Raw genomic sequence first — 13,190 nt, forward strand, 5'->3', positions numbered from 1 at the left:
GGTGCGGCTTGAGCTAGCTACGCCGGGGCCGTCTCGGTGATCGCGGGAGTCTGACGCCGGTGCGCCGAAACGCCGAGGCCGCCGGAGGGGCCACCCTGTTGAGTGCTGGTCTGACCGCGGTTGAGCAGGCGCAGGCCGTTAAGAACGACCAGCAGCGACGCACCGACGTCGGCCGCGATGGCACCCCATAGCGATGCGAGGCCAATCACCGTAAGCGCTGTGAACACAAGCTTCACAGCAATGGAGAACGCAACGTTCTGCCGGATGACGGCGAGCGTCGCGCGCGAATGGCGCACCAGCCACGGAAGCTTCGAAAGATCATCCGACATGAGTGCGACATCGGCCGTCTCAATGGCGGCGTCGCTACCCATGGCGCCCATGGCGATGCCGAGATTGGCACGTCCCATTGCAGGAGCATCGTTGACACCGTCGCCGACCATGGCAACCGACCCAAAGCGCCGCACCAGATCTTCCACGGCCGCCACCTTGTCGCCAGGTAGCAGTTCAGCCCGGACCTCGTCGATGCCGGTTTGCTTCGCAATCGCCTCTGCCGTCGCCCGGTTATCCCCCGTGAGCATCACGACGTGTTTGATGCCGGCGAGGTGAAGCGCCGTAACAATGCCTTTCGCCTCCGGGCGGACGGCATCTGCAACGGCGACGAGGCCCCAGACCTCCTGACCATCGCCGACCGCGACGATGGTGCGACCGGCGCTTGAAAGTTCATCGGCCCGCTGCAGAACTACATCTGAGTTGATGCCCCGCTCCTCAAGGTAGCGGCGCGAGCCGAGCCAGACCTCTCTGCCGGCCACGCGGCCGGTGACGCCTCGGCCAACGATGGCTTGGACGGCCTCGGCAGGCTCGGCGGCGATCTTGAGTTCGGCGGCTTTCGCGAGGATGGCGTGAGCGATTGGATGTGCGCTGCGCGCCTCCAGGGCCGCGGCTAAGCCGAGGAGTTCCATTTCGCTACGGCCTCCAAACGGCACGATCTCGACCACCTGCGGCCGCCCTTCGGTGAGTGTTCCGGTCTTGTCCATGGCAATGGCTTTGAGGCGCGCAGGCGTTTCGAGATGTGTGCCGCCCTTCACGAGGACGCCCTGCTTCGCCGCGCCGGCAAGTGCCGCCACGATCGTCACCGGCGTCGAAATCACGAGGGCGCAGGGGCAAGCGATCACGAGGAGCACGAGAGCCCGATAGAACCAGACGTCCCAGGCACCGCCCAAGAGCAAGGGCGGAGCGAGAAAGATCGCAATGGCGAGTACCATCACCACGGGCGTGTAGACACGCGCAAACTTCTCCACCCATTGCTCACTGGGCGCGCGTCGGCTCTGCGCCGAACCGACCATGCGGATGATCTGGGCGAGCGTCGTGTCATTCGCCGCTTTGGTGGTCACGACATCAAGAGCACCCTCTCCGTTGATGGTGCCGGCAAAGATCTCGTCGCCTTCCGCCTTGAATACGGGGACGCTTTCCCCGGTGATCGGCGCTTGATTGACCTCGCTCTCGCCAGCGGCAACTCGGCCGTCGAGCGGCACCTTGTCCCCTGGCCGGACGATGATGTGCGCGCCGACCCGAACCTCAGCCGCCGGAACGTCGCGCTCGGAGCCGTCTTCGAGCTTGACGCGCGCTGTCGGCGGCGCGAGTTCCATGAGGGCGGCAACCGCCCGGCGCGCGCGACCGAGGCTCCAAGCCTCGAGCGCCAGCGCCAGTGCAAAAAAGAACGAGACTGTAGCGGCTTCAAACCAAGCACCAATACCGATGGCGCCCGCGACCGCGACCATCATCAGCAGATTCATGTCGGGACGAAGCCGTTTGGCCGCGAGCCACGCCTTGGGCGCGACGTAGCGCGCCGCGCAGAGCACCGCGATCGTGTAAAGCACCATGCTCGGCACTGGGGTCGAGGCCAAGGCGTGTTCACCTGCCTCGAAGGCTGCGATAACGCCGCCCCCGAGCCAAGCGTGGACCGCGAAGCCCAACGCCGTGAGCACGCCGCTTGCGGTTGTCAGCCACGACTGCACCCGCTTGCGCCGCCCTTCAGCCTGCGCGGCTTCGCTAGTGTCGCCTTCAATCCAGCGCTCGGAGCGTAGACCTGCACGAGCCACCGCCTTCTCGATGCGGGCTTCGAGCGCCGCCTCCGGCGTCACGTCGATCGACATGCGGCCGTTGAGGAGATCGAAGGCGAGCTTGTCTTCCCCGACCAGCGGCCCAACCTCGCGCTTCAACGCCGCGATCTCGTCGGCACAGTCCATGCCGTGAATGCGAAACACGACTTGGCCGGGCAAGCGTGTCGGGATCGGCGGACTGAGTGCCTCCTGCACCTCTGCGGCACAGCCGCACGCCGCACCTTCAGGCACTCCGGCGCGGTCGGCCGCACTGAGCGAGACTGCCGGCGGCGACCAGGGCTCGGCGCGCATGCCCGTTCGCGCCACGGCTTCCCCGATCGCGTCGGGCGCTGCCCGATTCTGGGGGGCCACGGTCATCATGCCTCGCGCGGTGTCGAAGGCGAGCTTGTCCTCGCCGACAAGCGGACCAAGTTCCCGCGCGAGGGCCGCCACCTCGTTCGTGCAATCGAGGCCGTGGACGCGAAAGAGCAACGTCTCGGCCGTGCCATCCTCAACAAGGGAAGCACGCATGCCCGTCGGGGCAACGCGGCCGATGATGTCGTCGATGGCCGCCTGTCGCTGCGGCGCGACCGTCATCAGCCCCTTCGCGGTGTCGAACGTCAGCCAAGCCTCGCCCCCAACCAGCGGACCAATCTCACGCTTGAGCGCCGCAACTTCATTCTTGCAGTCGAGCCCTTCGACCCGAAACAGCAGTGCCGGTGCAGATTGCTGCGCTGGCTCCCTAAGGACATGCGCTTGCATGCCGGTCGTCGCGACCGCCCGTTGAATAGCGTCGATCGTCGAAGCGTTCTCGGATATCACCTCCATGACTCCGGCTTGAGTATTAAAGGACAGCTTGTCGTCGCCGCCGACAAGCGGCGCCACCGCAGCGCGAAGGGCACGAACCTCGTTCTGGCAATCTAAGCCGTCGACTTTAAAGCGCAGCTTGCTTGAATGGCTCATCATCGCGGCATCAGCAGTCATCACAGTCCCCTTACTGTTGTCATTGCGCTCGGCTCCAAGCTCTCTCACTCTCTTGGTAACCATACATTCTGTAGTCACTACAGAATCAAGGGGGGCGCTGCCGCAGGCGGCTCTTTCTGATCTTTTAATTTTGCCTTGCCAGATTCCAGGCTCGGGCCCTTGTTGGGCACCAGCTGGATGCGCAGTTACGAAGACCCGCGCAACGCATGGGCCTGCTCACTTCCGCGAAAAGACGTATTTGGCGAGGGCTATCGCCCCGAGCACCAGAACGACGATGACGAGGAGACCGAAAACGCCCATGCCCCACATCATCCCGCCCGCCATCATGTCGTGCATCATCGGTCCGCCTCCTCTCGAGGGCCGCCGGCTTGCTGAAGCGCCGGGAAGCCGCCGGCAACGTGCGCGACATCGGTGACGCCCATTTCCAAGAGCGCCTTGGCCCCGAGGGCAGAGCGGCTTCCTGAGCCGCAATAGAGCACCAGCTTCTTCCCAGCCCCGAGCTCCCGCTTGTGGGTCGGGCTTGTGGGATCAGCATAAAATTCGAGGAATCCGCGGGGTACATGCACAGCGCCCCGGAGCTTGCCAGTTTTTTGCAGCTCTTCCCCCTCGCGCACGTCGACAAAGACGACGTTCGGGTCGCCCATGAGCTCTACGGCGTCTGCGCCCGAGAGGCTCCGTATGTCTCTGGTAGCTTCAGCGACCAGTTCCTTTGCGCTCTTGGCCATTTTTAACACCTTTACTCGTCCCAGGGTGCGCCCTCCAGCGCATCGAGGGGGATCTTCAAATAGCGCTTACCGCTGCTCTCGGGCTCGGGCAGCCGCCCTCCGCGTATGTTCACCTGCAACGACTGCAGAATGAGCTTCGGCATGGGCAGCTCTCGGTCGCGCTTTTCCCGCAGAGCAACGAACTCCTCCTCCGTTATCGCCTTGATCACGTGGATGTTTTCGGCCTTCTGCTGGGCGACCGTGCTTTCCCACAAGGGCTTCCTGTCGCCCGGACAATAATCATGCCCGGTGAACAGGCGCGTCTCGTCCGGCAGCGCCAAAATGCGCTGGATGCTCGTCCACAGCGCACTCGCGCTACCGCCGGGAAAATCCGCACGCGCCGTACCGCCATCTGGCATGAAAAGCGTGTCGTGGATGAAGGCCGCGTCGCCTGTGACGTAAGCAATCGAGGCCAGAGTATGCCCCGGTGTGAACAGCACCTCGACATCCATATTGCCGATCTTGAAGCGTTCGCCGTCGGAAAAAAGCCGGTGCCATTGCGAACCGTCGGTCGGAAAACTTGGGGGTAGGTTGTAAATTTCTTTCCATAGCTTCTGGACGTCGACCACTTTAGCGCCGATTGCAGTCGGAACTCCGGTTCTGTCATTCAGGTATCCGGCGGCAGAGAAATGGTCTGCGTGGGGGTGCGTATCGAGGATCCACTCAAGCGTGTAACCCTCACGGTCGATGTATTTGAGAAGGGCATCCGCAGACGGTGTGGCGGTGGCGCCCGACTTCGGATCGAAGTCCAGGACCGGATCAATAATGGCGCAGCGTTTTGTTTCCGGGTCCGCGACGACATACTGGACGCTGAACGTCCGTTTCTCGAAAAAGCCCGTCACAATCGGACCTTTCCGGATGGGCAATGACCGTTGAGCTGACCGGGGGAAGTCAGTCTCGGGTTCACCAGCGACCGCGGCCCTCATCGTTAAGCTCCTTATAAATTCTGAGCCAATCTACTTCCTGTAGCGACTACAGGATCAAGCCCCAATTTAAGTGGGTGTCTCAGTTTGAAACTCGGTACGGCGAGGGCAGCCGACCGTAGTCAACGACCAGCGGATGGCCTGGATTCGACGCTCGCCCTTGCCGGAGATCCATACAGGTTCATCTCGAACCGGTGTCGGCGCTACCGATCGGACCTGTTGGAAACGCGGCTTCTGCTGCGGAAGACTATCTGCATGACGGGCCCGGAAGCGGTGCGGCTGTTTTACGATCCGCGTCGGTTCGTGCGCCGCAGTGCCACGCCTAAGGCGATCCAGAAGACGTTGCTCGGGGAAGGTGGCGTACAGGGTCTCGACGACGGGGTGCCCTTGTCACGTGGAATTCGGGGCACCGATCTGTCCTTCTTCATCTACTGTCTCGCACGTCCTCCTTGCCACAGGCGACCTACGAGCGGGCGCTGTCCACGAGCGGAAGAACTTGCCTAAACTTCCCGCCCTTGGACTGTTCCGGCGATTCCTCGGCGCGCTCCACGGCGACGTGATCAAGGCCATGTTCGGCAAGCAGGCGTTTGATCCCGGCCTGCACCGTTTCCCACACACGATCCGAATCAGCGCCACGTGTTTGCAGGCGCACGCGAAGGCTCGTGGGGCCTGTCTGCACGATCTGAAACATCTGAAGCCCAGGGGTACGATCCGCCACCGTGGAAAAGGCCAGGGGTGCGATGGTCACTCGGTCGCCGCCATCGGTGCGGAAGGTCAGGACCTCCGAGGATCGCCCTTGCACACGGATGGCTGGCAGCGGATTGCCGCACCGGCAAGGTCCGGCCTGCTGCAAGACACTGTCGCCCAGATCGTAGCGCAAAATCGGCTGCACTCGATTGGCGAGATTGCTGATGAGCACCGTATGGGAAGGCTCACCTGGCGGCACCGGCAGATGGCCCGCGTCAACCGGCTCAAACACCACCCAGTCGCTGTTGACGTGCAACCATCCATGTTCGCAGCTGTAGCTGAAGAACGGGCACTCGGTAGCGGCGTAGCTGTTGCCGACCTTTGCCTTAAATGCTCGGGCAATTCGATCGTACTCCCCTTCCGGCAGCCCTTCGGCGGAGAGCGCCAGTAACACCGGATTGATGTGCAGACGGCCGCCTTCCTGTTCGCTTGCAAGTAGCGCACCCATGCTCGCGTAAGGCGCGAGGAGCACCGGTCGGAACTGGTTGAGCCGGGTCACGAGCTCTTGCAAAGGCATGTGCACCGACAGCACTTCGAGGCGTCGGCCTCGGCTCGTCTTTAGGCGTGCCGCAGCCACTGCGGAGGCGAGGTGGCCGCCCGTCGCCATGACCATCGCCATGCTCCCTCCGCCCGCGACGATCCGAATGAAATCCCCCGCACCGAGCCAGGCCGTCAGCATGCGAAAGGCCATCGCGCTAGTGACGGCCATGCTCCGGTCATCGACCACGAAGACGCCACGCGTTCCCGTCGTGCCCGATGTCGTCAGCAGGGTGTATTTGCCAAGGAAGCGCTCGCCGATAAGCGTCGAATCTTCTGCGAACGCTTGCGCCCGTTCCAGGGTTATCTGTCGATCGACACACCAGTCATCGAAGCGAGCCATCAACGTCTTCTTGTCGGTAACAGGAAGCTGCTCGGCGCGTTCGACCCGATCCGGCAGATCACGGTACAGCTCACGGTAGTACGGTGAGTTGGCGCGGGCGTGGGTGACCATGTCGGCGAGACGGGCGCGCTGGCGTTGCGCGATTGCGCTGAAGCCCTTCCTTCGTGTGCGCCAGGCGTCCCAGATCAGGCCTATCACATGCTCGGTCATGATCGTTCCCAGGTTCACACACCTTCAGCCGCTTGCTACACGTACAACCTGTAGCCACTACAGGAGCAACCCCCGATGATCGCGATCGGAGCCTTATCCCGACGCACAGGCGTCAATATCGAGACGATCCGCTACTACGAGCGGATCGGGCTGATGCCGAAGCCTGGCAGAACGGAGAGTGGGCGGCGTCGATACGGCACACCGGACGTCCAGCAGCTCGCCTTCATCCGTCACGCGCGCGAACTTGGATTCGAGATCGCGACAATTCGCACGATGCTCGGGCTGCGGGAGATGCCCGATGCCTCCTGTGAAGAAGTCAGCCGGATCGCCCAAGATCAACTCGCGGCGGTCGACGATCGCATCGCGCGGCTGCTGGGCTTGAAGGACGAGCTAACGCGCATGATCAGATCCTGCGCGAACGGAAAGGTCGCCGACTGCCGGATCATCGAAGTGATGGCCGATCACGTTTCGCTGGCCGCGCGTCCCGGCCAAAACTCCTCATGACGAGCAGGATCGCGCCTACCACAGTGCAGCATTGGCAAAATTGAACGCTGCCAGTGATAGCCCAGGCGTGGAGGTCGAGATAGTCAACGACGGCTCCAAGTCGGAGCGATCCGCGATATTGCTTACGGCGCCGCCGATGATGCTCCCAGGGTTACGGACTCCCAGACGTTGCCGGCACGTCAGACCAGACCGCTGACAGCACGACGATGCCGATGAACCGTTGGCGAACAATCCGAACGACACGCCCTCGTTGACGCCCAAACTCCGATCAAAAACAGCGCAACAAGTGACCCGATCGCCGTTCGATAGCGTGGCGACCGCCAAGAACTTTGTCATCTGATCAAGGCCAGGGCCAGCAAGGCGGCCGCCAACCCGGCCGGCCTGACGCGCGCGAAATTACAGACGCAAAGCTCGGATCAGGGAAATCGATCCGGTCGAGGCAAAGACAACCTCGAGCTCGACCACCTCGGAAAAACCGGCCGAACGGATCAGCTCCGGCAACACGCCCCGTGCCTGTGGCTCGGTATTCTCGGTCCCGTCGAGATTTTGTACGGTGGCGCGGAAAAGCCTCCGCATCAGCTTTGTGCGTTGAAGGCCATAATCGGCGATATGGAGCTCGCCGCCTGGAGACAGAGCCTCATACGCAGCGCCGAGCGCCGCCGACTTTTCCGACAATGCGACTTGGTGGAATACAAGGCTGGACACGATCTTCGTCACCGCCCGACCGCGCAGCAATGAACTGGCGTCGCGTGCGAATCCTTGAACCAGATCCACCGCAACTCCCGCACGCCCGGTCTTCGCACGCGCCCGATCCAACACGGTCGGATCCGGATCGATGCCGACCAGCTTCACCCCTCGGGCAGCCGTCCCCAGCTTCACGAGCAGCGATCCTGTGCCACATCCAAGATCGGCGATCACGTCGTCCGGCGACGGTCCCACCTGCGCCACCAAGCGGTTCCGCCAGTGGCTCTCTCGGGTCAAGACCGCGACGCCGAAATCATAGAATGGCGTCAGCCAATGGAAGCCCGCCGCAGGCGTAAATGGTGCAACTTCGCTTTCAGAACGGCTCGACGTCATCGCATCTCTCCTCAGCGTAAGGATGCTACTTCCTGTAGTCGCTACAGGATCAAGCGATTTGGTTGCGGGGCATCGGCCCTTGAGCGCCAGGATTTCACACGGCCGGAAGATAGAAAGGCAGGTTAAGCCCCGAGCCGACACCAACCTCGAGCACCCTGCCTTCCGCCGCGCCGATCACCCGCTCGCGATAAGGTCGCAGCCGCTGGTTACGCATCGCGAGATCACAAAGCCTCTGCAGTATGACGTCGTTGTAAAGGCTCATCACGCCGCTTCCTAAGCCGTGCTGATGCTCGCAGCCTCCGCCGCATCAGTGATTCCGCCCGTCGCTTTTCGTTGCAAAACTTGCGCTCGTGGGCATCAAAACAGTCCTTTCAGCTTATCCCAGAAGCCTGAACTCGGATGTCCGTGAGGTTTTTGCGCCCGGTTTGTGAGCGCGTTGACAAAGATCACCAGATTGACCGGCTCGAACTTCAGGCCATGGAAGCGGGCACGAAGCCGACCATCCTGGTCGATGACATGAGTGACGATGCCGTGCATCTGCATGCCGTCATCGCCTTGCGTGAACTTGAGACCGTAGGCCTCGGCGATCTTGCGCGTACTGTCCTCGGGCTGATCGGGGGCGGCCGTCAGGAACATCCAATTAATAGGATCGAGGCCGTGGGCATTGCCGTAACCGCGCAGGACCTCGCCGGTGTCACGCTTCGGATCCGTCGTGATGGTAACAAACTCGACCATTGCCTTCATCGGCGTCTGGTTGATCATCGTCTGGAGCTCGGCCATCCGCTCGGCGTGGAGCGGGCACACGTCCGGGCAATTCGCGTAAATGAAATTCAACACTACGACCTTGCGGCGCAGGCTGGCGAGGCTGACGACGCGACCATCGGCATCCTGCAAGATGAATCCTGGCGCCTCGCTGTCGACCGACTGGAAGTATTTGTCTTTGTCGCGCAGATCCTGATCGACCTCTTCAAGGGAGTGGGCCAGGACCGGCGCAACGCTCGCCATCAACAAGGCGATTATGAGCACTGAGAAATGCAGGAGACGCATGGCGATTCACCTTGGAGGGACGCCCGTGGCGTGCGCACCGCAGGAACTGCTAGCCTTGCCCTGGCCATCGGGCGTTTGCGCTCCTCCGGTCCCCTTAGACGAACCATTCACCCGGCTCGTACAAAGACCGAGCGCGCACATCGCGACGCAAGGAAGCGCGCTCAGCAGCAGCGGAGCGGCACCGATTGCGACGAGCCCGCTCCAATTGAACGCCCCGCCGATACCGAGCACCAGGACACCGAGCAGAATGAGTCCATGCCGGCCCCGCAGCAAACGTTTTAACCCGCCTAGACGCGACTGAGACTCGGGATCGGTCGGCATGTCAGTGGCATCAATACTGGTCATAACGGTTGATCACTTCGTTGTGGGGCAGACGGATGCTTTTCTTGGCGGTCGATGATCGATTTGAAGAATGCGGCCATGTCCGGCGCGTCCCATTCGGCTGGACCGATCAGCCGCCCGAGTTCCTGGCCTTGCGCGTCGATAAGCAGCGTCGTCGGTAGGCCAGCCGTCGCAAGGGCGAAGCCAGCCTTGCTAGAAGGATCGATGTGGATGGCAAGGTGCTGGATGCCGATGTCGGCGTAAAATTTCTTCACAACCTCGATCCCGCCGCGGTCGATCGACAAGGCGAGCACCTCGAAATCTGGCCCGCCGAGTGTCGCCTGCAGCCGGTCGAGCGTCGGCATCTCCTTCCGGCAGGGCGAACACCAGGTCGCCCAGAGATTAAGGAGCACCACTTTGCCGCGGAAGTCGGCGAGCGTCTGAGGGTTGCCTTCGCCGTCCGTGAACCGGAGCTCCGGCACGGGGGCCGGCACATCGCGCAACACGAAATTCTGGGGCGGACCGGCGAGCACCGGCCCCGCCATTGCGAAAATCGCGACAATGGCGAGGACGGGCCGTCTCATGACGTGCCCCCCTTCGCCTGCTGGCGCAGACGATCGACGAGCGGAAGGATCGTCTCAGTCAAAGCCTGCTCAGTGACCGGACCAATCTGCTTGTGGGCGATACGTCCGTCGGCGCCGACCACGAAGGTCTCCGGCACGCCGTAGACACCCCAGTCGATCGCGACGCGACCGTCCCGGTCGGCACCGGTGCGGATGTAGGGGTCGCCAAACCTATCCAGCCACTCGGCCGCATCTTCGGGGCGGTCCTTGAAGTTGAGCCCGTGGATCGGCACCGTCCGGTCCTGCGCAAGGCGCAGGAAGAGCGGGTGCTCAGCCCGGCAGGCGACGCACCAAGACGCGAAGACATTGACGAGCGAGACCTGGCCTCGGAGATCACCGGTCGACAGGCCGATCGTGCGGCCTTGGACGGGCGGGAGGCTGAAGGCCGGCACGGGTTTGCCGATCAGGGCCGACGGAAGCTGGCTGGGATCGCTGCCGAGCCGCGAGGCGACCACGGCGGCGAGGCCGCCGAAACCGACGACCGGCGCAAAATAGAGCAGCCGACGCCGCGTGATAGCTGCGGCCGGCTGCTCCACGGCTGTGGTTGCATGCTCCGTGGTAGTGCTGCCAGTCATCGAAGCGACCTCCCAGTCATTCCGTCGCGTAGACGGTCGGAGCCTTGCCGTCCTTAGTCACGGCATAGATCACGAACTTCTCGGTCTTTGTGCCCACCATCCCCGGCGAGCCCATCGGCATTCCCGGCAGCGTGATGCCGTCGATCGCCGGCTTCTGGGTGAGCAGCCTGCGAACAATGTTCACCGGAACATGGCCGTCGATCACGTAGCCGTCGACGAACATCGTATGGCAGCCTTCGAGCTCCGTCGGCACCCCGGCCTTGCGGCTGATCTCCGCGAGGTCATTGGTCGGCTTCACGTCCACCTGAAAACCGTTCTGGCGCAGATAGTCCGCGTATCCCTCGCAACAGCTACATTGGGGGTTCTTGTAGAGAGTTGCCCGAATGCCGGTGTCCGCGATCGACGGCATCGGCAGCAGTAGAATGGCGGCGCTTCCGAGCAGAAAAGTTCGTCGTTGCATGGGTGGGTTCCCTTCGTCTGGTTCGAATTCAGGCCACGCGCAGCACGGTCATCATGCCGGCCATCTGGTGGTCGATGACGTGGCAATGCAGCATCCAGTCGCCCGGATTGTCGGCGACAAAGGCGACCTCGACGGCATCCCTCGGCGCCATCAGGACCGTGTCCTGCCATTGCCGGTGCGGCACCCGAACGCCGTTCCGGCTGAGCACCCGAAAGCTGTGGCCGTGAAAGTGCATCGGGTGCCACCAAGCGGTTTCGTTGCGCAGAACCAGCACGACGCTGTGCCCGCGCTGGAATGTGAGGGCGGGCTCCATGCCGGCATGGCCGTCGCCGGTCATCGACATGCCGTTGATGGCCCAGGCGGCACCGCCGCCCATGCCCATCATCCCACCCATCATCCCGCCCATGCCGGTCATGGCGCCGCCCCCCATCATGCCGCCCTGGAGCGTCAGCTCGTGGCGATCCGCATTGGCGAGATCGGGCTCCGCTAGGGGATTGCGTAGAAGGCTGAGCGGCGCGTCAGGGGGATGCTCGCGAATGGGCGGCTTCTCTCCGTAGGCGAGCTGCGTCACCCAGTAGGACAAGCCGTCGTAGAAATCGTCGATGACGCGGTAGCGGCGCCCCGGCTCGCCCTGCATGTCGAGCGCGACGTCGATACGCATGGCAGGGCCGAGCAAGATCCGGCCGCCCTCGGGCTCGTGCGGGTCGCAGGGCTGACCGTCGATCGCCACGATCACTGGCCGGTGCCCCTCGAAGCGCAGGGCCATGACGCGAGCGAGCGAACCATTGACGAGGCGGAGGCGAATGCGCTCGCCGGCCCGGATCGGCTCCTCCTCCGAAACCTGACCACTCAGTGTGACCGTATTGCCGACCCGGCCGGACATAGCCGCTTCCATCCGGTTGCCAAATCCTGAGGCGATCTCACCCCCCGAGGTCAGCCGCCAGTCGGCCAGGAGCCAGAGAAGATCGCGGTCGACCGGGACGGTCTCGCGCTCTTCGACGATGATTGCCCCGGCGAGCCCACGGCCGAGCTGCTCCAAGCTGTTAGCGTGCGGGTGATACCAGAAAGTCCCCGCATCGGGTGGCGTGAACTCGTATGTAAAGCTCTCGCCAGGTTTGATCGGCGGCTGCGTCAGACCGGGCACGCCATCCATGGCATTCGGCAGCCTTATGCCGTGCCAGTGGACAGTGGTGTCCTGGTCGAGATGGTTCTCGACGATGATCCGCGCCGGCTCTCCCTGCCGCAGGCGCACAATCGGACCCGGCACGGTGTTGTTATAGGCCCAGACATCGGTTTCCGGGTGGCCTTCGCCGGCAAGACGCGCGCGGGTTGGCGCCGCCATGATGCGATGATCGACAGGCACTGCGGCCCTCGCCGGCAACGACCGTAACGCTGTGGTCAATAGAAGACCGGCGCCGGCCCCGAGCAAGCTTCGACGCGACACGGGATAACTGAATTCGATACTCACGTTCGACCCCTCCGTTCATCGTCGATGACGGAACGCGTCGGCCTTCGATTGCTGATGACATCCGATGGGCTCAATGCGCGCGGCAGAAGACGCGCGGACGCGCTCGTTCACTCGGCTCATCGCCTGAACGCGAGAGCCGCAGCGTCAACCGATCTCGATGGGTCTCGGAGGGTATGGTTCGGGCGGCGATGCCTTGCCGTTAAGCAGCGGGTATCGCGCCATGAATGACACGGTCTTGTGGACCAGCATCACCGGCTCGGCTAGCGGGAGCACCGCCAGCATGGGTGCTACGCAGATGGCCGCGCAGGAGATGGCCTTCATGCCATCGTCGCCGCCGCCCGCTGGGCAGCCCTGACAGGGGTCGTGCCCGGAACCGCCCATGTCGAATGCCATTGCCATCTTCACGGTCATGTCGCTGGCCTGGGCGGCGGACAGGCTCGTCCCCACGGTGACAAAGACCGCGAGGAATAGGGCAACGAGCTGTCGGGCCGACCAAAGTTTCATGGCA

At 63.2% G+C, this 13,190-nt stretch carries 13 protein-coding genes and 2 pseudogenes; 2 read left to right on the forward strand and 13 right to left on the reverse strand.

Going from position 1 to position 13,190, the window contains the following annotated elements:
* Positions 1–17 precede the first annotated feature (17 nt).
* The 4 genes from V5F78_RS24140 to V5F78_RS24155 all read right to left on the reverse strand — a co-directional run bounded on the left by V5F78_RS24140 (position 18) and on the right by V5F78_RS24155 (position 4,713).
* A complete protein-coding gene (locus tag V5F78_RS24140) occupies positions 18–3,083 on the reverse strand; it encodes a heavy metal translocating P-type ATPase (protein WP_394015590.1) in 3,066 nt (1,021 codons plus the stop codon).
* Positions 3,084–3,299: 216 nt separating this feature from the next.
* Positions 3,300–3,422 (reverse strand): hypothetical protein, encoded by a 123-nt coding sequence (locus tag V5F78_RS24145; RefSeq protein WP_394015589.1) that lies wholly within the window; start codon positions 3,420–3,422, stop codon positions 3,300–3,302.
* Complete coding sequence (locus V5F78_RS24150; RefSeq protein WP_394015588.1) at positions 3,419–3,808, reverse strand: rhodanese-like domain-containing protein; 390 nt, start codon at positions 3,806–3,808, stop codon at positions 3,419–3,421. Before V5F78_RS24150 ends, V5F78_RS24145 begins: the two co-directional genes overlap by 4 nt.
* A gap of 11 nt (positions 3,809–3,819) precedes the next feature.
* Positions 3,820–4,713, reverse strand: coding sequence for an MBL fold metallo-hydrolase (locus V5F78_RS24155; protein WP_394015652.1), 894 nt, complete (start codon positions 4,711–4,713; stop codon positions 3,820–3,822).
* A gap of 144 nt (positions 4,714–4,857) precedes the next feature.
* Between V5F78_RS24155 and V5F78_RS24160 the strand changes: the two are divergent.
* A pseudogene (locus V5F78_RS24160) lies at positions 4,858–5,148 on the forward strand (hypothetical protein); the annotation flags it as partial.
* Positions 5,149–5,233: 85 nt separating this feature from the next.
* Here the strand turns inward: V5F78_RS24160 and V5F78_RS24165 are convergent.
* The gene (locus V5F78_RS24165) at positions 5,234–6,607 is read right to left on the reverse strand and encodes a phenylacetate--CoA ligase family protein (RefSeq protein WP_394015587.1); all 1,374 of its coding nucleotides are present in this window, start codon (positions 6,605–6,607) and stop codon (positions 5,234–5,236) included.
* Between the two features lie 75 nt (positions 6,608–6,682).
* On the opposite strand from V5F78_RS24165, the gene V5F78_RS24170 reads away from it, so the two are divergent.
* A complete protein-coding gene (locus V5F78_RS24170) occupies positions 6,683–7,111 on the forward strand; it encodes a MerR family transcriptional regulator (protein ID WP_394015586.1) in 429 nt (142 codons plus the stop codon).
* A 396-nt stretch (positions 7,112–7,507) separates the two neighbouring features.
* Here V5F78_RS24170 and V5F78_RS24175 read toward each other — a convergent pair whose 3' ends face one another.
* From V5F78_RS24175 to V5F78_RS24210, 8 genes and pseudogenes are all read right to left on the reverse strand, one after another.
* Positions 7,508–8,188, reverse strand: a complete 681-nt coding sequence (locus tag V5F78_RS24175) for a class I SAM-dependent methyltransferase (protein ID WP_394015585.1) — start codon at positions 8,186–8,188, stop codon at positions 7,508–7,510.
* A 97-nt stretch (positions 8,189–8,285) separates the two neighbouring features.
* A pseudogene (locus V5F78_RS24180) lies at positions 8,286–8,450 on the reverse strand (SAM-dependent methyltransferase); the annotation flags it as partial.
* Between the two features lie 95 nt (positions 8,451–8,545).
* On the reverse strand, positions 8,546–9,235 hold the full coding sequence (locus V5F78_RS24185) for an SCO family protein (protein ID WP_394015584.1): 690 nt from the start codon (positions 9,233–9,235) through the stop codon (positions 8,546–8,548).
* Positions 9,236–9,576: 341 nt separating this feature from the next.
* Entirely contained in the window at positions 9,577–10,140 is a 564-nt protein-coding gene (locus tag V5F78_RS24190; protein ID WP_394015583.1) for a TlpA family protein disulfide reductase, read from the reverse strand.
* Positions 10,137–10,754 (reverse strand): DsbE family thiol:disulfide interchange protein, encoded by a 618-nt coding sequence (locus V5F78_RS24195; RefSeq protein WP_394015582.1) that lies wholly within the window; start codon positions 10,752–10,754, stop codon positions 10,137–10,139. Before V5F78_RS24195 ends, V5F78_RS24190 begins: the two co-directional genes overlap by 4 nt.
* A gap of 16 nt (positions 10,755–10,770) precedes the next feature.
* A complete protein-coding gene (locus tag V5F78_RS24200; protein WP_394015581.1) occupies positions 10,771–11,214 on the reverse strand; it encodes a DUF411 domain-containing protein in 444 nt (147 codons plus the stop codon).
* Between the two features lie 28 nt (positions 11,215–11,242).
* Positions 11,243–12,556 (reverse strand): multicopper oxidase family protein, encoded by a 1,314-nt coding sequence (locus tag V5F78_RS24205; protein WP_394015651.1) that lies wholly within the window; start codon positions 12,554–12,556, stop codon positions 11,243–11,245.
* 270 nt (positions 12,557–12,826) lie between these two features.
* Positions 12,827–13,186, reverse strand: coding sequence for a hypothetical protein (locus V5F78_RS24210; RefSeq protein WP_394015580.1), 360 nt, complete (start codon positions 13,184–13,186; stop codon positions 12,827–12,829).
* Between the last annotated feature and the right edge of the window lie 4 nt (positions 13,187–13,190).

Origin of the sequence: Roseixanthobacter glucoisosaccharinicivorans (genome assembly GCF_043195095.2) — a bacterium.
GTDB lineage: Bacteria > Pseudomonadota > Alphaproteobacteria > Rhizobiales > Xanthobacteraceae > NCEH01.

Excerpts from the sequence above, each read along its gene's own strand:
- V5F78_RS24140 (WP_394015590.1), bottom strand. The coding sequence starts at position 3,083 with ATGACTGCTGATGCCGCGATGATGAGCCATTCAAGCAAGCTGCGCTTT.
- V5F78_RS24145 (WP_394015589.1), bottom strand. The coding sequence starts at position 3,422 with ATGATGCACGACATGATGGCGGGCGGGATGATGTGGGGCATGGGCGTT.
- V5F78_RS24150 (WP_394015588.1), bottom strand. The coding sequence starts at position 3,808 with ATGGCCAAGAGCGCAAAGGAACTGGTCGCTGAAGCTACCAGAGACATA.
- V5F78_RS24165 (WP_394015587.1), bottom strand. The coding sequence starts at position 6,607 with ATGACCGAGCATGTGATAGGCCTGATCTGGGACGCCTGGCGCACACGA.
- V5F78_RS24170 (WP_394015586.1), top strand. The coding sequence starts at position 6,683 with ATGATCGCGATCGGAGCCTTATCCCGACGCACAGGCGTCAATATCGAG.
- V5F78_RS24175 (WP_394015585.1), bottom strand. The coding sequence starts at position 8,188 with ATGACGTCGAGCCGTTCTGAAAGCGAAGTTGCACCATTTACGCCTGCG.
- V5F78_RS24185 (WP_394015584.1), bottom strand. The coding sequence starts at position 9,235 with ATGCGTCTCCTGCATTTCTCAGTGCTCATAATCGCCTTGTTGATGGCG.
- V5F78_RS24190 (WP_394015583.1), bottom strand. The coding sequence starts at position 10,140 with ATGAGACGGCCCGTCCTCGCCATTGTCGCGATTTTCGCAATGGCGGGG.
- V5F78_RS24195 (WP_394015582.1), bottom strand. The coding sequence starts at position 10,754 with ATGACTGGCAGCACTACCACGGAGCATGCAACCACAGCCGTGGAGCAG.
- V5F78_RS24200 (WP_394015581.1), bottom strand. The coding sequence starts at position 11,214 with ATGCAACGACGAACTTTTCTGCTCGGAAGCGCCGCCATTCTACTGCTG.
- V5F78_RS24205 (WP_394015651.1), bottom strand. The coding sequence starts at position 12,556 with ATGGCGGCGCCAACCCGCGCGCGTCTTGCCGGCGAAGGCCACCCGGAA.
- V5F78_RS24210 (WP_394015580.1), bottom strand. The coding sequence starts at position 13,186 with ATGAAACTTTGGTCGGCCCGACAGCTCGTTGCCCTATTCCTCGCGGTC.